The organism is Nocardioides maradonensis, from assembly GCF_054777115.1.
Genome location: NZ_BAAHAZ010000005.1, coordinates 1 through 21,073, shown reverse-complemented (window position 1 = coordinate 21,073; position 21,073 = coordinate 1). Strand labels below are relative to the sequence as shown.

The following is a 21,073-nucleotide window of genomic DNA, read 5'->3' as shown; positions in this document are numbered from 1 at the left end:
GACGGCCCATGACTGCACTCGAATCGATCCCGGTCGTCGACCCGGCCCACGCGACCGGCGCGTTCTCCCTGCTCTGGCTGGTGATCGCGCTGCCCGCGTTCGGAGCCGCGGTGCTGCTGATCGGCGGCCGGCGTACCGACCGCTGGGGCCACTACCTCGGCGCCGCGCTGCCGCTGGGCTCCTTCCTGGTCAGCCTGATCCTGTTCTTCGACCTGGCGGGTCGCGACAGCGGCGACCGGCAGGTCGCCCAGCACCTGTGGACCTGGTTCCAGACCGGGCACCTGAACGTCGGCTTCGACCTGCTCTACGACCAGCTCTCGGCGCTGTTCCTGCTGCTGATCACCGGCGTGGGCTCGCTGATCCACATCTACTCGATCGGCTACATGGCGCACGACCCGCGTCGGCGCCGGTTCTTCGGCTACCTCAACCTGTTCGTGGCCGCGATGCTCATGCTGGTGCTCGCCGAGAACTACGTGGGCCTGTTCCTGGGCTGGGAGGGCGTCGGCCTGGCGTCGTACCTGCTGATCGGGTTCTGGCAGCACAAGCCCTCGGCGGCCGCCGCGGCGAAGAAGGCCTTCGTGCTCAACCGCGTCGGCGACATGGGGATGGGCCTGGCGATCTTCCTGGCCTTCGTCACCTTCGGGTCCACCAGCTTCACGGTGATCAGCCACGTCGCCGAGGGCGGCTCGCAGACGACCATGAACTGGCTCGGCGTGCTGCTGCTCATCGGGGCCTGCGGCAAGTCCGCGCAGGTGCCGCTGCAGGCCTGGCTGCTCGACGCCATGGAGGGCCCGACCCCCGTCTCCGCGCTGATCCACGCGGCGACCATGGTGACCGCCGGCGTCTACCTGGTGGTGCGGTCGAACTTCGTCTTCGAGCACGCGCCGGCGGCCCGCACCGTCGTGGTGGTCGTCGCCACGGTCACGCTCCTGTGGGGCGCGATCCTCGGCTGCGCCAAGGACGACATCAAGAAGGCGCTCGCCGGCTCCACGATGAGCCAGATCGGCTACATGATGCTCGGAGCGGGCCTGGGCGTCGCCGGCTACGCGTTCGCGATCTTCCACCTGCTCACGCACGGCTTCTTCAAGGCCAACATGTTCCTCGGCGCCGGCTCGGTCATGCACGGCATGGACGACGACGTCGACATGCGCCACTACGGCGCGCTGCGCAAGGCGCTGCCGGTCACCTTCGCCACCTTCGCGATGGGCTACCTGGCGATCATCGGCTTCCCGGGCTTCTCCGGGTTCTGGTCCAAGGACAAGATCATCGAGGTCGCACTCACCGAGCGCCCGCTGGTGGGCATCTGCGCCCTCCTCGGCGCCGGCATCACCGGCTTCTACATGACCCGGCTGATGCTGCTCACCTTCTTCACCAAGCAGCGCTGGGAGAAGGGCGTCCACCCGCACGAGTCGCCGTGGGTGATGACGGGTCCGCTCGTCGTGCTCGCCGCGCTGTCGGTGCTCGGCGGCCTGATGCTGGCCGGCAATTGGATCGTCGACTGGCTGAGCCCGGTCGTCGGGGTTGCGCCCGAGCACGAGCCGCCGATGCCGGGGCCGGTGATCAGCCTGATCGCCGTCCTCGTGGTGGCGGTCGGTGTGGCGGCGGCCTGGTTCCTCGTCGGCAAGCGGGACGTGCCGCGCGAGGCGCCCCAGGACGTCTCGTTCGTGACCCGCGCCGCCCGTGCGGACCTGTACGGCGACGCCATCAACGACACCCTGGTCGGCCGGCCCGGTGCCGTCCTCGCGCGGGCGTCGGTCGACGCCGACCACGGCCTGATCGACGGGTTCTTCCGGGTGATCGGGGCGACCGTGACCGGCACGGGCGTGGGTCTGCGCTACCTGCAGACCGGCTACGTCCGCTCCTACGCGCTCTCCATCCTCGGCGGCGCGGCCGTCCTCGTCCTGACCCTCGTCGCGGTGAACAGGTGATCCGATGACCCTCTCGACCCTCATCGCGATCCCGCTGGTCGGCGCCCTCGCCGTCTACTTCCTGCCGCGCAGCCTCAGCCGCGTGGTCGGCCTCGGCGTCGCCCTCGGCACACTGATCCTGGCGATCGTCGTGGCCGCGCAGTACAAGGTCCACGGCGGCATGCAGCTCACCGAGACCCACGAGTGGATGAAGCAGTTCGGCGTCCACTACGCCCTCGGCGTCGACGGCCTCGGCCTGCTGATGGTGCTGCTCACCGTCGTCCTGGTCCCGCTCGTGCTCATCGCCGAGTGGCCGACGATGGACGACCCGGAGGGCGGCGGCCCGAAGGTGTACGCCGCCTGGGCGCTCGCCCTCGAAGGCTTCGCCCTCGCGGTCTTCTGCGCCACCGACGTCTTCCTGTTCTACGTGGTCTTCGAGGCCACGCTGATCCCGGCGTACTTCCTGGTCGGCAGCTTCGGCCGGTCCGGCCGTGGCCGCGCCGCCCTGAAGTTCCTGCTCTTCCAGCTCGCGGGCGGCCTGATCCTGCTGGCGGCCGTGATCGGTCTGTACGTCGCGTCGGCGCACGCCGGCACCCCGTCGTACCTGCTCTCGGACCTGCAGCAGATCCACATCCCGACCGACACCGGTCGCTGGCTGTTCGTCGGCTTCTTCACGGCCTTCGCGATCAAGGCGCCGCTGTTCCCGGTGCACACCTGGCTCGCCGACACCACCGAGAAGGCGACCCCGGGCACCTCGGTGCTGCTGGTGTGCGTGCTCGACAAGATCGGCACCTTCGGGATGCTCCGGTTCTGCCTGGGCATCTTCCCCGAGGCATCGCGCTGGGCCACCCCCGTCGTCGTCACGCTGGCCCTGATCTCCGTCGTGTACGGCGCCCTGCTCGCCATCGGGCAGGACGACATGCTGCGGCTGATCGGTCTCACCTCCCTCAGCCACTTCGGGCTGATCACCCTCGGCATCTTCGCGTTCTCCAGCCAGGGCGGATCGGGCGCGATCCTCTACATGATCAACCACGGCATCGGCACCGCCCTGCTGTTCCTGGCGGCGGGCTACCTCTACCGCCGCCGCGGCACGTACTCGATCCGCCAGCTCGGCGGGCAGGAGAACCTGACGCCGGTGCTCGCGGGCATGTTCCTGGTCGGCGGCCTCGCCACGCTCGGCCTCCCGGGCCTGAGCCCGTTCGTGTCGGAGTTCCTGGTGCTGCTGTCCGGCTTCCAGTACCACTCGTTCGTCGGCGCCATCGCCATCACCGCCGTGGTGCTGTCGGCGATCTACGTGCTCTGGCTCTACCAGCGGACGTTCACTGGTCCGACCACCGGCGTGATGGGCGCCGATGCCGCCGCGACCCGCGACCTCGACGTGCGCGAGCTCGGCGCCGTCGTACCGCTCGTCGCGGCGCTGCTCGTGTTCGGCTTCTTCCCCTCGGCGCTGCTGGACGTGGCCAACCCGATGATCGGCGACCTGATGAGCCATGTCGGCGTGAGCGATCCGGCTCCCACCGTCGCGGCTCCCCTGGACGGAGGCAACTGATGCCCTTCACCCGCCCGCACCTCGAGTACGCCGAGCTGCTGCCGATCCTCCTCGTCTTCGGCGGCGCCTGCGTCGGCATCCTGCTGGAGGCGTTCCTGCCGCGGGGCCGGCGCCGGCTGCCCCAGGTCGCGCTCACGCTCGTCACCCTGGTCGCGGCCCTCGTCGCCACCATCGTGGTCGGCACGCACCTCGACCAGCACACCGACGACGCCGGCGCGAAGGCCCGCGGCTTCGTCGGTGCGCTCGGCTCGGTCGTCATCGACGGCCCGACGGTCTACCTGTGGGGGCTGCTCCTCGTCTTCGCGATCGGCGGCACGGCCCTGTTCGCCGAGTCCCGGCTCGAGGGCGGGCTGTCCGGCTTCGCGGGCCAGGCCGCGGCGATGCCCGGCACCCCGGAGGAGCGCGAGGCCGCGCGCCTCGGGCTGGAGCACACCGAGGTCTACCCGCTGCTGCTGTTCGCGCTCGGCGGGATGCTGCTCTTCCCGGCGTCCGGCGACCTGTTGACCATGTTCGTGGCCCTCGAGGTCCTCTCGCTGCCGCTCTACCTGCTCTGCGGTCTCGCCCGTCGCCGGCGCCTGCTGAGCCAGGAGGCCGCGATGAAGTACTTCCTGCTCGGCGCCTTCTCCTCCGCCTTCTTCCTGTACGGCGCCGCCCTCGTCTACGGGTACGCCGGCTCGCTCTCCCTCACCGGTATTAACGCCGCGATCCGGGGCGGGGCCGACAACCACGGGCTGCTCCTCGCCGGCATCGGCCTGCTGTCGGTCGGGCTGCTGTTCAAGGTCGGCGCCGTGCCGTTCCAGGCGTGGACGCCGGACGTCTACCAGGGCGCCCCGACCGCGGTCACCGCGTTCATGTCCGCCGGCACCAAGGTCGCGGCGTTCGGCGCGATGATGCGCCTGCTCTACGTCGGCCTCGACGGCGAGCGCTGGAGCTGGCAGCCGATGCTGTGGGTCATCGCGATCGCGAGCATGCTGGTGGGTGCGGTCGTCGCCATCGCGCAGACCGACGTGAAGCGGATGCTCGCCTACTCCTCGATCTCCCACACGGGCTTCCTGCTCACCGGTGTCCTCGGCGCGCAGAGCATCAGCGAGCTGGCGCAGGGGCAGTACAACAGCCTCGACGGCGTGCTGGTCTACCTGACGGCGTACGGCTTCTCGATGATCGGCGCCTTCGCGCTGGTGACCGTGGTCCGCGACGACAACGGCGAGGCGACCTCGTTCACCAAGTGGGCGGGCCTCGGCAAGCGCTCGCCGCTGGTCGCCGGCGCCTTCGCGTTCTTCCTGCTCTCCATGGCCGGGATCCCGCTCACCTCCGGCTTCCTGGGCAAGTGGGCCGTGTTCACGTCGGCCATGTCGGCGGGCGCGTGGCCGGTCGTGGTCGTGGCGATCGCGTCGAGCATCGTGGCCGTGTTCTTCTACATCCGCTACATCCGTCTGATGTTCTTCAGCGAGGCCGACCCGGGCGAGGACGGCACGGTCGCGATCCCCTCGGTGCTCACCTCGGCGACCGTCGTGGTGTGCCTCGCGGCGACACTCGTGCTGGGCGTCGTACCGGGGCCGTTTCTCGATCTCCTGACCGGTGCGGGAGACTTCATCAGGTGAGCTCCTCCCTGGCCCTCCCGATCGACGACACCGCGCTGGCCGAGCGGCTGCAGGCGCGCCTCGAGGTCGTCGAGAAGGCGCTCTACGAGCACGCCTCCAGCCGGTCGCCGTACGTCACCGCCGCGGCCCGTCACCTGCTGGCCGCCGGCGGCAAGCGATTCCGTCCGCTGCTGGTCCTCCTGGCCGCCGAGGCCGGCACGAACCCCGATGCCGAGGAGGTGCTCACGGCCGCCTGCGTCGTCGAGATCACCCACGTCGGCTCGCTGTACCACGACGACGTCATGGACGAGGCCGCCGTACGCCGCGGCGAGGACTCCGCCAACGCCCGCTACGACAACCTGGTCGCGATCCTGACCGGCGACTGGCTGTTCGCGAAGTCCTCCGAGCTCACCTCGCAGCTCGGCCCGGAGGCCGTGCGCATCCAGGCCGAGACGTTCACCCGGCTGGTCGAGGGGCAGATCCTCGAGGGCGTCGAGCCCGAGGGCGACCCGCTCGCGCACTACCTCGAGGTCGTGGCCGGCAAGACCGGTTCGTTGATCGCCACGTCCGCTCACTACGGCGCGCTGTTCGGGGGAGCGGCCCCCGAGGTGACCGCCGCGCTGACCGCCTACGGCGAGCTCGTCGGCACCGCCTTCCAGCTCAGCGACGACATCCTCGACATCGCCTCGGAGACCGAGGAGTCCGGCAAGACGCCCGGCACCGACCTGCGTGAGGGCGTCCCCACGCTGCCGGTCCTGATGGCCAAGGCCTCCACCGACCCTGCCGATGCCCGCCTGCTGGAGCTGCTCGCCGGCGACCTGACCGACGACGTCCTGCACGCCGAGGCCCTCGGCCTGCTGCGCAAGCACCCGGCGATGGACGAGGCCCGTGCCTATGTCGTCGCCCGCGCCCAGGAGGCCAAGCGCCTCCTCGACGTCCTCCCCGCCGGCTCGGTCCGCCAGGCGCTCGAGGACTTCGCCGACGTGGTGGCGGTCCGCTCCGCCTGACCCCGTCTCTCCGCGAGTTCTGGCTTGTGGTCGACCGAAGCCCTGGTTTCGGTCGACCACAAGCCAGAACTCGCGTCAGGCCGCGGATGCCTCCAGCTCGAGCTCGAGCAGCTGCAGCCGCCGCGACCGGATCGCGTCGACGGTGAAGACGACGAGCGCCACCCAGACCAGCCCGAAGCCGATCCAGCGCTCGGGCGGCATGTATTCACCGAGCACGGTGATGCCGAGGGCGAACTGCAGGATCGGCGCGAGGTACTGCAGCACACCGAGCATGGTGAGCGGCACCCTCGTCGCGGCCGCGCCGAAGAAGAGCAGGGGCACCGCCGTCACCAGGCCGGAGGACACCAGCAGCAGGACGTGCCCGACGCCGTGGCCGACGAAGTGGCCGTGTCCGGTCCGGCCCAGCACGACCAGGAAGACCAGGGCGAAGGGGGCGATCACCGCGGTCTCGAACGCGAGGCTCTCGACGGCGCCCACCCCCGCCTGCTTCTTCGCGAGCCCGTAGGTGCCGAAGGAGAAGGCCAGGATCAGCGAGAGGTACGGCGGGTGCCCGTAGCCGGCCGTCAGCACCGCGACCGCCGCGAAGCCGATGCCGAGCGCGACCCACTGCAGCCGGCGCAGCCGTTCGTGCAGCACCAGCACGCCGAGCAGCACGGTGACCAACGGGTTGATGAAGTAGCCCAGCGACGTCTCGACGACCCGCTCGTTGTTGACGCCGTAGATGTAGGTGCCCCAGTTGGTGGTGACGGTCGCCGCCGCGACGACGAGCAGCAGGGTCGCCCGGCGGTCGGTGAGGATCGCCCGGAGCGCGGCCTGCTTGCGCGCTGCCACGACGACGGCGGCCATGATCAGGCAGGTCCACACCATCCGGTGCGCGAGGATCTCGAAGGGGCCGCTCGGCGCGAGCAGCGGGAAGTAGAGCGGGAAGACGCCCCAGAGCACGTACGCCGTCGTACCGAACACCAGGCCGCGACGCTGCTCCACGCCTCGAGGCTAGTGGTTGCTTGCGTCCGGCAACGAATCAGTTTCGATCTCGCCGAGGACGCCGAGGTTTACCGAGGATCACGAACGGCGAGGACACCCCCGACGACACCATCCGATCTCGAGGGGACACCATGCGTCATCTCCGCATCATCACCGCAGCCGTCGCCGCCGTCGCGGCGCTGCTGCTTGCACTCGGCAGCGCTTCCGGCGCGAGCGCCCACACCGCGGCCAAGGTCCTGCCGGCGCACACCTTCACCAGCCTGACCGGCGGCAAGGTGAGCGGCCACCACTACTACATCAAGGGCAACGTGACCACGGCCAAGGGCCGCAAGATCGTCCTGCAGAAGGCCCGGAAAGGATCGGGCAACTGGCGCTACAAGGCGACCACGCGCACGGCACTGAACTCGGGCTTCTTCCGCTTCGACTTCTACTCGCTGGCCGGCTTCTGCTACCGCGTCGTGGTGCCGGCGACGCCCACGCACCGCAAGACGATCCGGAACGTCGGCTGCGTCGTCCGCACCTGACGCCCCCAGATGACGAAGGGGTCCTGCCGATCGCTCGGCAGGACCCCTTTCACGTGTCAGGAGCTCAGACGGTCCAGGTGTCCCCGCCGTTGATGAGGGCGGTGAGCCGCTCCTCGCGGGAACCGTCGACCGCGTCCTCGGCGTCGGCGACCTGGCCCCGGGCGAGGTCGTCGTACGCCGGACGCTCGACCTGCCGGAAGATGCCGATCGGGCTGCGGTTGAGGTAGTCGGCAGCGGTCAGCCGCGAGATCGCGAACGCGACCGACGGGTCCTCGCGGTACACGTCGTGGACGAGGATGTCCTCCACGGCGACCGATGCGGTGTCGACGACTTCGACCCCGCCGGCCGAACCGACGACGGCCTTGTCGCCGAGCCCGGTCTCCTCGTCACGGACGCCGAACGTGATCGGCTTGCCGTGCTCGAGCGGGATGACGGCGTGCTGCGCGGTGTCGCGGTCCTTGATCGCGTCGAACGCGCCGTCGTTGAAGATCGGGCAGTTCTGGTAGATCTCGACCAGCGAGGTGCCGCGGTGCGCGGCGGCGGCCGCCAGGACACCGGTGAGGTGCTTGCGGTCGGAGTCGATCGTGCGCGCCACGAAGGACGCCTCGGCGCCGAGCGCGAGCGAGACCGGGTTGAACGGGTGGTCCAGCGAGCCCATCGGGGTGGACTTGGTGACCTTGCCGACCTCGGAGGTGGGGGAGTACTGACCCTTGGTGAGGCCGTAGATCCGGTTGTTGAACAGCAGGATCGTCATGTTCACGTTGCGGCGCAGCGCGTGGATGAGGTGGTTGCCACCGATGGACAGCGCGTCGCCGTCACCGGTGACGACCCACACCGAGAGGTCCTCGCGGGCGGTCGCGAGACCGGTCGCGATCGACGGGGCACGTCCGTGGATGGAGTGCATGCCGAAGGTGTCGAGGTAGTACGGGAACCGCGAGGAGCAGCCGATGCCGGAGACGAAGACCATGTTCTCGCGACGCAGCCCGAGGTCGGGCAGGAAGGACTGGACGGCCTTGAGGACGGCGTAGTCACCGCAACCGGGGCACCAGCGGACCTCCTGGTCGGAGGAGAAGTCCTTGCCGGTCTGGGTCTCGCCCTCGGCGAGGGTCGGGACCAGCTCGGTGCCGGAGCGCAGGGACGGGGTGCCGAGATCAATACTCACGATGTCTCACCAGTTTCGTTCAGTCGCGTGCGGCCTCGAAGCACAGAACCGCTGTTTGCTTGCCGCTGGAGGCGGCCGCCCGTCTCCCTCACAGGGGTGCCTCTTCGTGGTCGGCGGGAAGGTTGAGCCCGTGCTCGCCGAGGTTGACCTCGCGGCCCTCGGCCTCGCCGACGAGCAGGCCGATGGCCTCGGCGAGCTCGGCGGCCTTCAGGGGGAGTCCGTAGACGTGGTTGTAGCCCTGGGCGTCCACGAGGTACTCCGCACGCAGCATCTTGGAGAGCTGGCCGAGGTTCATCTCGGGGACCAGGATCTTGTCGTAGCCGCGCAGGATCTCGCCCAGGTCGCGCGGGAACGGGTTGAGGTGGCGCAGGTGGACCTGCGCGACGTCGTACCCTGCCCGGCGGACGCGACGGCAGGCCGCACCGATCGGTCCGTACGTCGAGCCCCAGCCGATCACCAGCACCTTGGCCTCGCCGGACGGGTCGTCGACGACCAGCGGCGGGAGCGACTTGGCGATGGCGTCGACCTTGGCCTGGCGGGTGCGGACCATGAGGTCGTGGTTGGCCGGGTCGTAGGAGATGTTGCCGTGCCCGTCGCCCTTCTCCAGGCCGCCGATGCGGTGCTCGAGACCCGCGGTGCCCGGGACGGCCCACGGACGCGCGAGGGTCTCCTCGTCGCGCTTGTAGGGCCAGAACACCTCGGTGCCCTTGGCGTCGGTGTGGTTCGGGCCGGTGGCGAAGTTCGGGTGGATCTCGGGCAGCTCGTCGAGGTCCGGGATCTTCCACGGCTCGGAGCCGTTGGCCAGGTAGCCGTCGGAGAGCAGGAAGACGGGGGTGCGGTAGGTGACCGCGATCCGGGCGGCCTCGACCGCGGCGGCGTAGCAGTCGCCGGGCGACTGCGGCGCGACGATCGGGACCGGCGCCTCGCCGTTGCGGCCGTACATGGCCTGCAGCAGGTCGGCCTGCTCGGTCTTGGTCGGCAGACCGGTCGAGGGGCCACCGCGCTGGACGTTGACGACGACCAGCGGCAGCTCGGTCATCACCGCGAGGCCGATGGCCTCGGACTTCAGCGCGATGCCCGGGCCGGAGGTGGTGGTGACGGCCAGCGCGCCGCCGAAGGAGGCGCCGATCGCGGCACCGATGCCGGCGATCTCGTCCTCGGCCTGCAGCGTGGTCACGCCGAAGCTCTTGTGCTTGCTCAGCTCGTGCAGGATGTCGGAGGCCGGGGTGATCGGGTAGGAGCCCAGGAACACCGGCAGGCCCGACCGTACGCCGGCGGCGACCAGGCCGTAGGACAGCGCCAGGTTGCCGGTGATGTTGCGATAGCGGCCGTGCGGGAGCGCGGCCGGCTTGATCTCGTACTGGACCACGAAGGTCTCGGTCGTCTCGCCGTAGTTCCAGCCGGCCTTGAACGCGGCCACGTTGGCGGCGGCGATGTCGGGGGCCTTGGCGAACTTCTTCTCCAGGAAGGCGATCGTGCCCTCGGTGGGGCGGCCGTACATCCAGGACAGCAGCCCGAGCGCGAACATGTTCTTCGCGCGCGAGGCGTCCTTGCGGGAGAGGCCGAACTCCTTGACGGCCTCCACGGTGATGCCGGTCAGGTCGACGGGCTGGACCTGGAACCCGGCCAGCGGGTCGTCGACCTCCCCGATCTTGTCCAGCGGGTTGGCCTCGTAGCCGGCCTTGTCGAGGTTGCGCTTGGTGAAGTCCGCGGTGTCCACGATGATCGTCGCGCCCTTGGGCAGATCGCCGATGTTGGCCTTCAGCGCGGCCGGGTTCATCGCGACGAGCACGTCCGGGCGGTCGCCCGCGGTGAGGATGTCGTGGTCGGCGAAGTGGATCTGGAACGACGAGACGCCCGGGATCGTGCCCTGAGGGGCACGGATCTCGGCCGGGAAGTTCGGCAGGGTCACCAGGTCGTTGCCGAACACGGCCGACTCCTGGGTGAACCGGTCACCGGTCAGCTGCATGCCGTCACCGGAGTCGCCGGCGAACCGGATGATCACCCGATCCAACTGCTTGACCTGCTTGGTCTGACTCACGTCGTTCGCTCTCTTTGCTGGGACTCCCCGTCGCACGTCATCGCACGCGGACAGGGAACCAATACTAGAACCTGTTTCACTTTTTCCGGAATGTCCTCCGGACGCGGCACTGGACACGCATCCAGGTCCTCGGCGTGGCCGGCGCTGCAGGCCCGAGTGCGGCGTCCGTCCTCCACGCATTTACCACGATAGACGCCCGTGTGCGGAGCCCTCGCCGCTTCCGATGGGTGAGAGCCCGGCGCGGGTGACGTCCCTCACGCGTTCGCCCGGTTGTCCGGCGTACGACGCCGGCGCGGGCGCTCGCCCTGCGACACGCGAGCAGCTCTCGAGTTGACGAAGTGTTCTACTTAAGACTAGTAATCTACCTGAGATTGATAGGCGGGGCCGTTCACCTGATCGGTCAAACCGACCACCGCCGCTCGACCGCACAGAAAGCACGAGAACCATGAAGAAGACCCGCACCGCCAAGACCGCCGCCGGCGTGGCCCTGCTCGCCGTCACCGGACTCGTCGCCACTGCCTGCACCTCGACCTCGAGCGGCGACTCCGCCAAGACCGTCTCGGTCGTCGGCTTCTCGGTCCTGCAGCAGGCCAACGACGCCGAGTTCAAGGCCTTCCAGGGCACGTCCGCCGGCAGCGGCGTGGAGTTCGCCCCGTCGTACGGGGCCTCGGGTGACCAGTCGCGCAGCGTCGCGGGCGGCGCCAAGGCCGACGTCGTCCACTTCTCCCTCGAGCCCGACATGAAGCGGCTCGTCGACGCCAACCTCGTGTCGAAGGACTGGAACACCGGCGCGACGAAGGGCATCGCCACCGACTCCGTCGTCGTCTTCGTGGTCCGCAAGGGCAACCCGAAGCACATCACCTCGTGGGACGACCTGGTCAAGCCGGGCGTCTCCATCGTCACCCCGAACCCGGGCTCGTCCGGCGCCGCGAAGTGGAACCTGCTCGCCGCGTGGGAGCACGTCGTCGGCGCCGGGGGCAGCGAGGCCCAGGCCAAGCAGTTCGTCGGCAAGCTGCTGAAGAACACCCCCGTCCTGCCCAGCAGCGGCCGTGAGGCCACCTCGGCATTCGTCGAGGGCAACCAGGACGTCCTGCTGGCCTACGAGGACGAGGCGATCCAGGCCAAGCAGGCCGGTGAGAACATCGACTACGTCATCCCGAACGACACCCTGCTCATCCAGAACCCGGCTGCCGTCACCACCAGCGCCTCGCAGCCGGCCAAGGACTTCCTCAGCTTCATGCTGAGCCCGCAGGGCCAGGAGATCTACGCGCAGTACGGCTTCCGGCCGGTGCCCGGCGTCTCCGGCGTGGCGGTGCCCCAGGTCAAGGGTGCCAACGACCCGAGCAACCCGTTCCCGGACCCGAAGACGCTCTACACCGTGGACAAGAACCTCGGCGGCTGGGACTCGGCCAACTCGAAGTTCTTCAACGACGGCTCGGACGGCAACCCGGTCGGCATCATCAGCCAGCTGATCGCCGACTCGGGTTCGGACGCCCAGGACAGCTGATGACATCGACGACCCATCCGGTGGTCGAGCCTGTCGGGACCCCTGCTCGCCCGGCGCGTGTGCGCCGGGCGAGCAGGACCACGCTCACGCCCGCCTCGTCGCTGGCCCTGGGCATCTCGGTCACCTGGTTCAGCCTGCTGGTCCTGATCCCGCTCGCGGCGATCGTGGCCACGGCGGCCGGTGGCGGCTGGGAGAGCTACTGGCGCACGATCACGAACGCCGAGACGTTCGCGGCCGTGCGGCTGACCGTCGAGCAGGCCGCGGTGGTGACCGTCCTCAACGTGGTGATGGGCACCCTCATCGCGTGGGTCCTGGTCCGTGACCAGTTCGTCGGCAAGCGCCTGCTGGACATCGTCATCGACATCCCGTTCGCGCTGCCGACCATCGTCGCCGGCCTGGTGCTGCTCGGCCTCTACGGCCCGACCAGCCCGATCGGCGTGCACTGGGCCTACACCAAGATGGCGGTCCCGCTGGCGCTCGCGTTCGTGACCCTGCCGTTCGTGGTGCGCACCGTGCAGCCCGTCCTGGGCGAGCTCGACACCGACGTCGAGGAGGCCGCGGCCTCCCTGGGAGCCGGGCGCTGGACGATCCTGCGACGGATCGTGCTGCCCAGCCTGCTGCCCGCCATCACCGCGGGCGCGGCGCTGTCCTTCGCCCGCGCGATCGCCGAGTACGGCTCGCTGGTGCTGCTCAGCAGCAACAAGCCGTTCAACAGCGAGGTCGTCTCGGTCCGCGTGCTGACCTACATCGAGAACGGCAGCACTGCCGCCGCGGCCTCCGTCGCCAGCCTGATGCTGTTCGTCTCGCTCGTCGTGATCGTCCTGCTCGACATCCTCTCCCGAAGGGCGGCCCGTCGTGGTTGAGCTCGGTCGGCCCCTGAAGTGGGCCCTGCGCATCCTCGTCCTGGGGTACGTCGGCCTGCTGGTCGCGTGGCCCACGGCCTCGCTCGTGCGCCAGGCGTTCGCCGGCGGCGTCGGCCCCGTGCTCGACCTGTTCGGTCAGGCCGACGTGCAGCACGCGCTGCTGCTCAGCGTCCAGATCGCCATCCAGGCGGTGCTGATCAACCTCGTCTTCGGGGTGACGATCTCGCTGCTGCTCGTGCGCTCCGAGTTCCCCGGCAAGCGGGCCCTGTCGGCGCTGATCGACCTGCCGATGGCGGTCTCGCCGATCGTCGTCGGCCTCTCGCTGCTGCTGGTCTACGGCCCGCGCAACGGCTGGTTCGGCCCGACGCTCGAGAGCTGGGGTGTGCACATCATCTTCAGCGGCACCGGCATGATCATGGCGACCGCCTTCGTGGCACTGCCGTTGGTCGTCCGTGAGGTCGTCCCGGTGCTCACCGAGATCGGCGACGACCAGGAGCAGGCCGCGCGCAGCCTGGGCGCGAGCTTCCGGCAGACCTTCTGGCGGATCACCCTGCCGAGCATCAAGTGGGCCGTCGTGTACGGCGTCGTGCTGAGCCTGGCCCGCTGCCTCGGTGAGTTCGGCGCGGTCAAGGTCGTGTCCGGCAACGTCATCAACCAGACGCAGACGGCCACGCTGCTGGTCGAGTCGGAGTACCACGCGTTCCAGCAGGAGTCGGCGTACGCGATCTCCTTCGTCCTCGCGTTCATCAGCGTCGTCTGCATCGTCGTCGTCTCCCTGCTCCGTCCCAAGGAAGGACACTGACATGAGCATCGAGGTCAAGAACCTGACCAAGGTCTACCCCGCCCAGTCCGGTCGTGAGCCCTTCGTGGCGCTCGACGACGTCAGCCTGTCGCTGCCCACCGGCCAGCTGACGGCGCTGCTGGGTCCCTCCGGTGGCGGCAAGTCCACGCTGCTGCGGATCATCGCCGGCCTCGACACCGCCACCAGCGGCTCGGTCGAGATCGAGGGTGTGGACGCCACGAAGCTGCCGCCGCAGAAGCGCAACGTCGGCTTCGTGTTCCAGCACTACGCGGTCTTCAAGCACATGACGGTCGCCAAGAACGTCGCCTTCGGCATGGAGATCCGCAAGCGTCCCAAGGCCGACGTCGCCCGCCGCGTGGACGAGCTGCTCGAGCTCGTGCACCTCTCGCAGTTCGCGCACCGTCTCCCGTCGCAGCTCTCGGGCGGCCAGCGCCAGCGCATGGCGCTCGCCCGCGCCCTCGCCGTCGAGCCCAGCGTGCTGCTGCTCGACGAGCCGTTCGGTGCCCTCGACGCCAAGGTCCGCAAGGAGCTGCGCGACTGGCTGCGCCGGCTGCACGACGAGGTCCACGTGACGACGGTGTTCGTCACCCACGACCAGGAGGAGGCCATGGAGGTCGCCGACGAGATCGTCGTGGTCAACCAGGGCCGGATCGAGCAGGTCGGCAGCCCCGACCAGCTGTACGACGAGCCCGCGAACGACTTCGTGATGAGCTTCCTCGGCGACGTGACCCGGCTCGGCCAGCTCAAGCTCCGCCCGCACGACATCGACGTGGCGGTCCAGCCCGGCGCTGCCGGTGCCCAGGCCGGCACGGTCACCCGGCTGCTCCGGGTCGGCTTCGAGGTCCGCCTCGAGGTCGAGCCCGAGGGCGGCGGCGAGCCCGTGGCCGTCGTGCTGACCCGGGCGCACGCGCACGCGCTGGACCTGGAGCTCGGCACCAAGGTGTGGCTGACGGCCGCCGTCGGGGCGGTCACCATCCCCGCGATGGCCGCCGTCGTCTGACGTCGTACCGCTGCAACGGGCCGTCCTCCACCAGGAGGGCGGCCCGTTGTGCGACGCTTCCCCTCCAGACCTACGAGGGGGATGTGATGGGACTCAACCCGGTGGCCGACCTGCTGAAGCGGGCCGACAGGACGCTGGCGAGCGCCAACGACACCTTGGGCACCGTCGGTGGGACGCTGACGACCGTCGAGGGGACGCTGACGACGGTCGAGGGCACCCTGACCAGCGTCGACAAGCGGATGATCGACGTCGACGCCACGCTGTCCGAGGTCAAGGACCTGCTCGCGCAGCTCGAGGAGAAGATGGCGCTGATCGACCGGATCCCGGAGATCCTCGCCCTGCTCGAGGGACTGGAGAAGAAGTAGCGACTCACCCCAGGTCGAGCGCGTTCTTCTGCCCGGCCTGGAAGAGCACCTTGTCGACTGCCTTGAGCGCCTCGAACTCCGGCGGCTTGTAGAGCTCGTACTTGGCGGCCGGTGCCGCGCTGGAGCCCGACTCGGCGAGGATCGCGTTGACGGCGTCGCGCGCCGACTCGTTCGCACCCTCCATCGTGGCCAGGTCGATGTTGGTCCGCACGAAGTCGCCGCTGAGGAACAGGTTCGGGATCGCGGTGCGGGCCGTGGGCCGGTCCTTCCACGAGTCGACCGTGTTGACCAGCAGGGGCGTGTCGTTGCTGTTGCGGTGCAGGGCGGGGTGCCACCTGATCGCCGGGTCCATGAACCAGGAGTGCACGATGCCGGCCGGCAGCTGGTCACCGGCCGTGTGGTGCATCCGGATCTGGTGCAGGACCTCGCGGGCCACCTCGGCCCGCGTGCACCTCTTGGCCGGCTTCTTGACCAGCAGGCCGGGGGAGTCCCAGTCGGAGATGTCGACGGACAGGATGTCCTTGACCTTGCCGTCGCCGTAGTCGCGCGGAAGGTTGCGCGCGGTCCAGAACTGGCCCTGGGTCAGCGCGGTCAGCGCCCACGGCGCGTCCATGAAGCTGATGTGGCCGTTGGTGATCGTCGGCGAGTCGTAGAGGAAGTACTGGATGCCGACCATCCAGTCGGTGAACAGGCTCGTGAGTCGGCCCAGGCGCGGGTCGAGGGCGAGGACGGGCGCCGTCAGGGTCGGTACGACGCGCTCCACCGGCATCGCGCTCACGTACCAGTCGGCGTGGACCGTCGTACGACGTCCGGCGCGGTCGGTCAGCACCGCACCGGTGATGCGGCCGCCGCTCACGTCGTACCGCAGCAGCTTGTGGCCGGGCACGAAGGTGATCCCGAGGGCACGCAGCTGCTTCATCCAGGGGTTGATCCACGCCTCGTTGGTCGGGAGGTCGAGCACGCGGTCCGGGGCGCCGTTGCTGCCGCGACCCATGATCGAGTAGACGAACGCCTCGCCCATGTTGCCGATCGTGCGGGCGCTGGCGATCTTCTCCTTCGCCGCGACCAGGTTGCGGGTGAGGCCCGCGGCGAGCACGCGCTGGTACTCGGTGGAGTGCTGGCCGGCCCTAATGAAGTTCCACCAGCTGACCTTCTCCCACTCGCCGAGGCGACGCTCGTCGCAGCTCGTGACGAAGACGAGGAGGCGCTCGACGAAGTACGAGAGCTCCTGCGGCGGCACCCCGGAACCGGCGAGGGTGTCGGTCAGGAACCGACGCAGGTAGTCGACGCTGAGCAGCTGGGTCGGATCCGGACCGATGCCGAAGAGGAAGCCGTCGGCGTGGTCGCCGGCCCGCAGGAACTTGGCGCCCATCGCCGGCACCAGGTGGTCGAAGACGGTGCCGCTGCCGAACGGGATGCGCTGCATCGTGTCCGGCACGTGGTGGTAGAAGCCCGGGAAGAACCGGAAGCCGTGCTCGCCCGGCAGGTCACGGCGGGTGCCGGTCGCCGTGCCGGGGTCGGGGATGCTGCGCGCCTTGCCGCCCCAGGCGGTCGGCTCGTAGACGGTGACCTCGAAGCCGCGCTCGGCGAGCTCGTGCGCGGCGGTGAGGCCGGCCATGCCGCCGCCGAGGACGGCGACGCGGCGGCCGGGGGCGGACGCCAGGGCCGGCGTCGCGACGGTGCTGGCGAGGGCGCCGGCGCCGGTGACCGCGGCGGAGCCGGCCAGGACGCCGCGCCGGCTGACCGGTGCGGAGGGGAGCATGGGGCGACGCTAGACCGGGCCGGCGGCGTACGCACCGGGTCGTCCAGGAAGTGAGAACACCCGTTATCAGATGCGCCTGCCGCGGGGCTGCTGGGAGCGTGCCGGAGGGGCAACTAACGTGGGCGGGGTGAGCTACCTGCGCGCGACCCGGGTGATCTGCGTGCTGCTCGGTCTCGCGTTCGTGGTGTCGGTCGTGCACTACCTCGACAACTACGTGAACTACGCCGACTACCCGACGCCGTCACCGGGGAGCCGGCTCCCGGTGCCGTCGGCCGGTGTGGTCGGCGGCAGCTGGTTCGTGTTCACCGCGTTCGGCGTGCTCGGGCTCGTGCTGTGGTTCCGCCGCCGGATCACGCTCGCCTCGATCGCCCTGACGGCGTACTCCGTGTCCGGGCTGATCGGCATCGCGCACTACGCGGTCCCGGGCGCGATCCACATGGTCTGGTGGCGCCAGACCCACGTCGTCGCCGACATCTGCTGCGGAGCGGCCGTGTTCGGCTTCGCGCTGTGGGCCGCGTGGCACTCCGACGAGCTCAGCCCGCCGGGGACGCGCGGGACTCCGCCCTGACCTTGAGCGCCTCGGCGTGGCGGCGGAAGCCGTCGGCGACGCGGCCCGGGCCGGCCAGCCGCACGAGCGGACCGCGGAACTCCTCGACGGTGTCGTAGACGGTCGGGCCGCCCGGCGTCTGGCTGAGCCGCTGGTGGCGGACACCGCGGACCAGGCCGAACCGGCTCGGCAGGCCCTCGTAGACGTACGACATCAGCGCGTACGCCGATCCGTCGGTCTCGATCGCCGGCGGCTCGAGCGCCGTGATCCGCTCGGGCGAGGTCGTCTCGCCGCCGCTGGCCCACCGCACCCGGAGCCGGATCGGGTTGCCGACCGTCGGTGGCTGCTCGGTCTCGGCGCGGATGACGAACGGGTTCCAGGCGGGGTAGTCCTCGGTCGCGGTCATGACGTCCCACACGACCGCGATCGGCGCGTCGATCTCGATGCGGGCGCTCGGGTTCACGCGGTGGTCCCGGTCAGGTACGGCTCGGCCCAGGCGCCGATGATGCGGGCCGCCCGGGCGGCCTGGCCCGGCGCGGTGAGCAGGTGGTCGCTGCCCTCCAGCGAGACGAAGCTGCGCGGGTGCCGGGCGGCGTTGAAGATGTCGGCCGCGTTGTTGATGTCGACGGTGTCGTCGGTGGGGGAGTGCATGACCAGCAGTGGACGGCGCAGCCTCGGCACGACGTCGAGCAGGTGGGCGTTCCGGACGTTCTCGACGAACGCCCGCTTCAGGGTGAGCGCCTTGCCGCCGACGAGCCACTGCGCGTGGCCGTCGCTGACGGCACGGTCGACCACGGCGTCGTACTGGTGCTCCACGGTGCGTGGGTCGCTCGGCGCGCCGACGGTCACGACGGCGCGCACGGTGGGCTCCTCGCTGGCGGCGACGATCCCGGCGGCGCCTCCCCAGGAGTGCCCGACCACCAGGTCGGCCGGGGTGCCGCGCTCGGCGAGGAACGCGAGCGCCCGGCGGGTGTCGGCGACCTTGACGGTGAAGGATCCGTCGCCCCAGTCGCCCTCGGAGTCGCCGAGCCCCAGGTTGTCGAAGCGCAGCATCGCGATGCCGTCGGCAGCCAGCTGCTTGCAGATCCGTGAGGCCGCCGGGCAGTCCTTGCCGAGCGTGAAGCCGTGGGCGTAGAGACCCCATCCGCGGATCGGCCCGGTCGGGGCATCGATCAGGCCTGCCAGCAGGGGTCCGGTTGAGCTCGCGAAGGACACACGTTCGGCCACGTACGGCATCATGGCAGCACCATGCTTGATATCGGTGTCATCGCAGTCGTCTTCGGTCTGATCTTCGTGGGCGAGCTGCCCGACAAGTCCGCCATCGCCAGCCTGGTGCTCAGCACCCGCTTCCCGTGGCGCTGGGTCTTCACCGGTGTCGCCGCCGCGTTCCTGGTGCACGTGATCATCGCGGTGGCGGCCGGGTCACTCCTCCAGCTGCTCCCGCACGACGCGGTCGAAGTCGTCGTGACCGTCCTGTTCCTGGTCGGGGCGATCCTGATCTGGCGCGAGGGCGAGGAGGAGGACGAGGAGGACCGGGACGCCGAGTTCGCCGCGGACGAGGCGGAGATCGCCGACGTACCGGCGACGGCGGGGTTCGGCCGAGTGGCGTCCCTCGGCTTCGTCACGATCTTCGTGGCCGAGTGGGGGGACCTCACCCAGATCATGACCGCGAACCTCGCCGCCAAGTACGACGACCCGTGGTCGGTCGCCATCGGCGCGACCCTCGGCCTGTGGGCGGTGGGCCTGCTCGCCATGCTCGGCGGTGCCACGCTGCTGCGGGTGCTGCCGATGAAGTGGATCTGCCGCGTCGCCGCGGTGGTGATGCTCGGGCTCGCGATCTACACCGGGCTGGGTGTCGCCGGCGTCGTCTGACGCCGGCGACCCCCGCCCAGTTCGCTGGTCGAGTGCCGCCGAGGGACGAGGCGGTGTATCGAGACCTACTGCTGGTCGCCCGCGATGTTGACCATCCAGGCGATCCCGAACTTGTCGGTGACCATGCCGAAGACGTCGCCCCAGACCTGCTTCTCCAGCGGCATCGTGACCTTGCCGCCTTCGCCGAGGCCGGCCCAGTAGCCGCGCAACTCCGCGTCGTCGTCACCGCTGACCGAGACCGTGATCTGGCTGCCGGCCGAGAACTCCATGTGCGGAGGCGTGTCCGCGGCCATCAGCGTGAAGCCGGCCGGGGTCTCCAGCATCGCGTGCATGACCAGGTCGGCGCCGTCGGTCATGCCCATGTCGCCGAACGTGGAGACGTTCAGCTCGCCACCGAAGATCCGGTGGTAGAACTCCATCGCGGGCTTCGCGTCGTCGCGGAAGCTGATGTACGGGTTGAGCCTGCTCGCCATCGGGGAAGGTCCTCTCGGTCTTGGTTGGAGCCTTCAGCCAAGCACCCGCCACCGACAGTCGTCCCGCGGAACCAGGAGCCCTGGACTCTCGATCCGACCGGGCGCACGATGGAGGGGTCCCGTCGTGGTCAGGAGGTAGAGATGTTCGTCCTCACAACCGAGCAGTGGAGCCCGATGACGTGGACCCTGCTGTTCGCGGTCATGGCGACCGCCATCTTGTCGGTCCTGGTGACCTTCGTGGTCGTCCTGGTGCGCGCGTCCGGCTCGGCGCCCCCGTCGCGACCGAACCTCGTGGGGCACGACGGGGACAACCGCGCCACGGACGTGGAGCACCACCACCCGCACGCTGCCTGACGTCAGCGGTAGTTGGTGAAGGGCACCCGCGTAGACGGGTGCCGTTGATCGACGTCGGCACTATGGCGCTGACCTGCGGTTACCCGTCTGGTGACGTTGGCTCCAAACGATGAGTGTCGGGAATCTTGCGGACTTTTCGCGGACTCTGACCCGCCGACGATCAAGCTCCCGGTCGTGTCATTCGGCTCTGCTGCGACGGCTCTGCTCGGCGAGCCAGAGGACCAGGTCGGCGCGCCAGTAGCGGACGTGGCGCCCGACCTTGAAGCTCTTCGGCCCCGCACCGAGGTGGCGCCAGTAGCGCAGGGTTCCTTCGGATAGGCGGAGGAACTGGCATGCCTCCTCGAGGGTGAGCATCTCCTCGGCGCCGTTGACGGACGGCTGGTGTCGGGTGGGTTGTGCGCTCATGGGATGCCTCCGTTGGTCTCGGCCTGGTGGACCATGGCCGGGCTCTCCGACCACCTGTTAGGTGTGAGCGGCCGCCACTGGGCGCGTCGAGACCACGCTGGGAGTCGTCGGCGGGCACGTGAAGGGACCGGTTCCGCGCCCGGTGCGGTGCCGGTTGTAGACCGGGTCCACCACCGGCAGCGTTCTGCTCGAGTTTCCGGCCCTGGACCCGGTCCTGGGCCGTACGACCTGCGGAAATGCGTCCGTCGTTTCGCGTTATGTCAGGTGTCCTGCCCCCCGATTCTCGGTCCACATCTCGTGGGAGTGCTCGAAACTTTGAGAGTCCTTGTGGAGGTGTGTGATGGCTGCGGCGAAAAGGTTCACGACTGA

21 protein-coding genes are annotated in these 21,073 nt (G+C 69.7%); 13 read left to right on the top strand and 8 right to left on the bottom strand.

Annotated features, from left to right (window positions below; all coding sequences use genetic code 11):
* Nucleotides 1–8: 8 nt before the first annotated feature.
* Genes nuoL through ACYVAQ_RS06805 form a run of 4 tightly spaced genes read left to right on the top strand, consistent with a single transcriptional unit; the run spans nucleotide 9 to nucleotide 6,043 of the window.
* Nucleotides 9–1,928 (top strand): NADH-quinone oxidoreductase subunit L, encoded by a 1,920-nt coding sequence (gene nuoL / locus ACYVAQ_RS06820; RefSeq protein ID WP_460787749.1) that lies wholly within the window; start codon nucleotides 9–11, stop codon nucleotides 1,926–1,928.
* Nucleotides 1,929–1,932: 4 nt separating this feature from the next.
* Nucleotides 1,933–3,456, top strand: a complete 1,524-nt coding sequence (locus ACYVAQ_RS06815; protein ID WP_460787747.1) for an NADH-quinone oxidoreductase subunit M — start codon at nucleotides 1,933–1,935, stop codon at nucleotides 3,454–3,456.
* Nucleotides 3,456–5,057: an NADH-quinone oxidoreductase subunit NuoN gene (nuoN, locus tag ACYVAQ_RS06810; RefSeq protein ID WP_460787746.1), complete on the top strand. Its 1,602-nt coding sequence runs from the start codon at nucleotides 3,456–3,458 to the stop codon at nucleotides 5,055–5,057. The genes ACYVAQ_RS06815 and nuoN overlap by 1 nt, the downstream gene beginning before the upstream one ends.
* On the top strand, nucleotides 5,054–6,043 hold the full coding sequence (locus ACYVAQ_RS06805) for a polyprenyl synthetase family protein (protein WP_460787745.1): 990 nt from the start codon (nucleotides 5,054–5,056) through the stop codon (nucleotides 6,041–6,043). Before nuoN ends, ACYVAQ_RS06805 begins: the two co-directional genes overlap by 4 nt.
* Before the next feature lie 75 nt (nucleotides 6,044–6,118).
* Here the strand turns inward: ACYVAQ_RS06805 and rarD are convergent, their stop codons facing one another.
* Nucleotides 6,119–7,027, bottom strand: a complete 909-nt coding sequence (gene rarD / locus ACYVAQ_RS06800; RefSeq protein ID WP_460787744.1) for an EamA family transporter RarD — start codon at nucleotides 7,025–7,027, stop codon at nucleotides 6,119–6,121.
* Between the two features lie 131 nt (nucleotides 7,028–7,158).
* Between rarD and ACYVAQ_RS06795 the strand changes: the two genes are divergently transcribed.
* The gene (locus ACYVAQ_RS06795; RefSeq protein WP_460787743.1) at nucleotides 7,159–7,551 is read left to right on the top strand and encodes a hypothetical protein; all 393 of its coding nucleotides are present in this window, start codon (nucleotides 7,159–7,161) and stop codon (nucleotides 7,549–7,551) included.
* 64 nt (nucleotides 7,552–7,615) lie between these two features.
* On the opposite strand, the gene ACYVAQ_RS06790 is transcribed toward ACYVAQ_RS06795, so the two are convergent.
* Together ACYVAQ_RS06790 and ACYVAQ_RS06785 are read right to left on the bottom strand one after the other, a co-directional pair.
* A complete protein-coding gene (locus ACYVAQ_RS06790) occupies nucleotides 7,616–8,716 on the bottom strand; it encodes a 2-oxoacid:ferredoxin oxidoreductase subunit beta (protein ID WP_460788093.1) in 1,101 nt (366 codons plus the stop codon).
* Between the two features lie 85 nt (nucleotides 8,717–8,801).
* On the bottom strand, nucleotides 8,802–10,790 hold the full coding sequence (locus ACYVAQ_RS06785; RefSeq protein WP_460787742.1) for a 2-oxoacid:acceptor oxidoreductase subunit alpha: 1,989 nt from the start codon (nucleotides 10,788–10,790) through the stop codon (nucleotides 8,802–8,804).
* Nucleotides 10,791–11,199: 409 nt separating this feature from the next.
* Here ACYVAQ_RS06785 and ACYVAQ_RS06780 point away from each other — a divergent pair, with 409 nt between their 5' ends.
* The 5 genes from ACYVAQ_RS06780 (at nucleotide 11,200) to ACYVAQ_RS06760 (ending at nucleotide 15,291) form a co-directional block, all read left to right on the top strand.
* Complete coding sequence (locus ACYVAQ_RS06780; protein WP_460787741.1) at nucleotides 11,200–12,261, top strand: sulfate ABC transporter substrate-binding protein; 1,062 nt, start codon at nucleotides 11,200–11,202, stop codon at nucleotides 12,259–12,261.
* The gene (gene cysT / locus ACYVAQ_RS06775; RefSeq protein WP_460787740.1) at nucleotides 12,261–13,124 is read left to right on the top strand and encodes a sulfate ABC transporter permease subunit CysT; all 864 of its coding nucleotides are present in this window, start codon (nucleotides 12,261–12,263) and stop codon (nucleotides 13,122–13,124) included. The genes ACYVAQ_RS06780 and cysT overlap by 1 nt, the downstream gene beginning before the upstream one ends.
* The gene (locus tag ACYVAQ_RS06770) at nucleotides 13,117–13,926 is read left to right on the top strand and encodes a sulfate ABC transporter permease (protein WP_460787739.1); all 810 of its coding nucleotides are present in this window, start codon (nucleotides 13,117–13,119) and stop codon (nucleotides 13,924–13,926) included. Before cysT ends, ACYVAQ_RS06770 begins: the two co-directional genes overlap by 8 nt.
* Nucleotide 13,927: 1 nt before the next feature.
* On the top strand, nucleotides 13,928–14,926 hold the full coding sequence (locus ACYVAQ_RS06765; protein WP_460787737.1) for a sulfate/molybdate ABC transporter ATP-binding protein: 999 nt from the start codon (nucleotides 13,928–13,930) through the stop codon (nucleotides 14,924–14,926).
* 86 nt (nucleotides 14,927–15,012) lie between these two features.
* Complete coding sequence (locus ACYVAQ_RS06760) at nucleotides 15,013–15,291, top strand: hypothetical protein (protein WP_460787736.1); 279 nt, start codon at nucleotides 15,013–15,015, stop codon at nucleotides 15,289–15,291.
* 4 nt (nucleotides 15,292–15,295) lie between these two features.
* Here the strand turns inward: ACYVAQ_RS06760 and ACYVAQ_RS06755 are convergent, their stop codons facing one another.
* On the bottom strand, nucleotides 15,296–17,053 hold the full coding sequence (locus ACYVAQ_RS06755) for a hydroxysqualene dehydroxylase (protein ID WP_460787735.1): 1,758 nt from the start codon (nucleotides 17,051–17,053) through the stop codon (nucleotides 15,296–15,298).
* Between the two features lie 127 nt (nucleotides 17,054–17,180).
* Here ACYVAQ_RS06755 and ACYVAQ_RS06750 point away from each other — a divergent pair, with 127 nt between their 5' ends.
* The gene (locus ACYVAQ_RS06750; protein WP_460787734.1) at nucleotides 17,181–17,621 is read left to right on the top strand and encodes a hypothetical protein; all 441 of its coding nucleotides are present in this window, start codon (nucleotides 17,181–17,183) and stop codon (nucleotides 17,619–17,621) included.
* Here ACYVAQ_RS06750 and ACYVAQ_RS06745 read toward each other — a convergent pair.
* Together ACYVAQ_RS06745 and ACYVAQ_RS06740 are read right to left on the bottom strand one after the other, a co-directional pair.
* Complete coding sequence (locus tag ACYVAQ_RS06745; protein ID WP_460787733.1) at nucleotides 17,587–18,063, bottom strand: SRPBCC family protein; 477 nt, start codon at nucleotides 18,061–18,063, stop codon at nucleotides 17,587–17,589. The two genes, ACYVAQ_RS06750 and ACYVAQ_RS06745, sit on opposite strands and share 35 nt — an antisense overlap.
* A complete protein-coding gene (locus ACYVAQ_RS06740; RefSeq protein ID WP_460787732.1) occupies nucleotides 18,060–18,839 on the bottom strand; it encodes an alpha/beta hydrolase family protein in 780 nt (259 codons plus the stop codon). Before ACYVAQ_RS06740 ends, ACYVAQ_RS06745 begins: the two co-directional genes overlap by 4 nt.
* 9 nt (nucleotides 18,840–18,848) lie before the next feature.
* Between ACYVAQ_RS06740 and ACYVAQ_RS06735 the strand changes: the two genes are divergently transcribed.
* Complete coding sequence (locus ACYVAQ_RS06735) at nucleotides 18,849–19,472, top strand: TMEM165/GDT1 family protein (protein ID WP_460787731.1); 624 nt, start codon at nucleotides 18,849–18,851, stop codon at nucleotides 19,470–19,472.
* A 65-nt stretch (nucleotides 19,473–19,537) separates the two neighbouring features.
* Here the strand turns inward: ACYVAQ_RS06735 and ACYVAQ_RS06730 are convergent, their stop codons facing one another.
* Complete coding sequence (locus ACYVAQ_RS06730; RefSeq protein WP_460787730.1) at nucleotides 19,538–19,945, bottom strand: VOC family protein; 408 nt, start codon at nucleotides 19,943–19,945, stop codon at nucleotides 19,538–19,540.
* Nucleotides 19,946–20,086: 141 nt separating this feature from the next.
* Here ACYVAQ_RS06730 and ACYVAQ_RS06725 point away from each other — a divergent pair, with 141 nt between their 5' ends.
* A complete protein-coding gene (locus ACYVAQ_RS06725; RefSeq protein ID WP_460787729.1) occupies nucleotides 20,087–20,299 on the top strand; it encodes a hypothetical protein in 213 nt (70 codons plus the stop codon).
* A gap of 177 nt (nucleotides 20,300–20,476) precedes the next feature.
* Here ACYVAQ_RS06725 and ACYVAQ_RS06720 read toward each other — a convergent pair whose 3' ends face one another.
* Nucleotides 20,477–20,704: a helix-turn-helix transcriptional regulator gene (locus tag ACYVAQ_RS06720; protein WP_460787728.1), complete on the bottom strand. Its 228-nt coding sequence runs from the start codon at nucleotides 20,702–20,704 to the stop codon at nucleotides 20,477–20,479.
* Nucleotides 20,705–21,073: the final 369 nt, after the last annotated feature.

Excerpts from the sequence above, each read along its gene's own strand:
- nuoL (WP_460787749.1), top strand. The coding sequence starts at position 9 with ATGACTGCACTCGAATCGATCCCGGTCGTCGACCCGGCCCACGCGACC.
- ACYVAQ_RS06815 (WP_460787747.1), top strand. The coding sequence starts at position 1,933 with ATGACCCTCTCGACCCTCATCGCGATCCCGCTGGTCGGCGCCCTCGCC.
- nuoN (WP_460787746.1), top strand. The coding sequence starts at position 3,456 with ATGCCCTTCACCCGCCCGCACCTCGAGTACGCCGAGCTGCTGCCGATC.
- ACYVAQ_RS06795 (WP_460787743.1), top strand. The coding sequence starts at position 7,159 with ATGCGTCATCTCCGCATCATCACCGCAGCCGTCGCCGCCGTCGCGGCG.
- ACYVAQ_RS06780 (WP_460787741.1), top strand. The coding sequence starts at position 11,200 with ATGAAGAAGACCCGCACCGCCAAGACCGCCGCCGGCGTGGCCCTGCTC.
- cysT (WP_460787740.1), top strand. The coding sequence starts at position 12,261 with ATGACATCGACGACCCATCCGGTGGTCGAGCCTGTCGGGACCCCTGCT.
- ACYVAQ_RS06765 (WP_460787737.1), top strand. The coding sequence starts at position 13,928 with ATGAGCATCGAGGTCAAGAACCTGACCAAGGTCTACCCCGCCCAGTCC.
- ACYVAQ_RS06760 (WP_460787736.1), top strand. The coding sequence starts at position 15,013 with ATGGGACTCAACCCGGTGGCCGACCTGCTGAAGCGGGCCGACAGGACG.
- ACYVAQ_RS06755 (WP_460787735.1), bottom strand. The coding sequence starts at position 17,053 with ATGCTCCCCTCCGCACCGGTCAGCCGGCGCGGCGTCCTGGCCGGCTCC.
- ACYVAQ_RS06740 (WP_460787732.1), bottom strand. The coding sequence starts at position 18,839 with ATGATGCCGTACGTGGCCGAACGTGTGTCCTTCGCGAGCTCAACCGGA.
- ACYVAQ_RS06735 (WP_460787731.1), top strand. The coding sequence starts at position 18,849 with ATGCTTGATATCGGTGTCATCGCAGTCGTCTTCGGTCTGATCTTCGTG.
- ACYVAQ_RS06730 (WP_460787730.1), bottom strand. The coding sequence starts at position 19,945 with ATGGCGAGCAGGCTCAACCCGTACATCAGCTTCCGCGACGACGCGAAG.
- ACYVAQ_RS06725 (WP_460787729.1), top strand. The coding sequence starts at position 20,087 with ATGTTCGTCCTCACAACCGAGCAGTGGAGCCCGATGACGTGGACCCTG.
- ACYVAQ_RS06720 (WP_460787728.1), bottom strand. The coding sequence starts at position 20,704 with ATGAGCGCACAACCCACCCGACACCAGCCGTCCGTCAACGGCGCCGAG.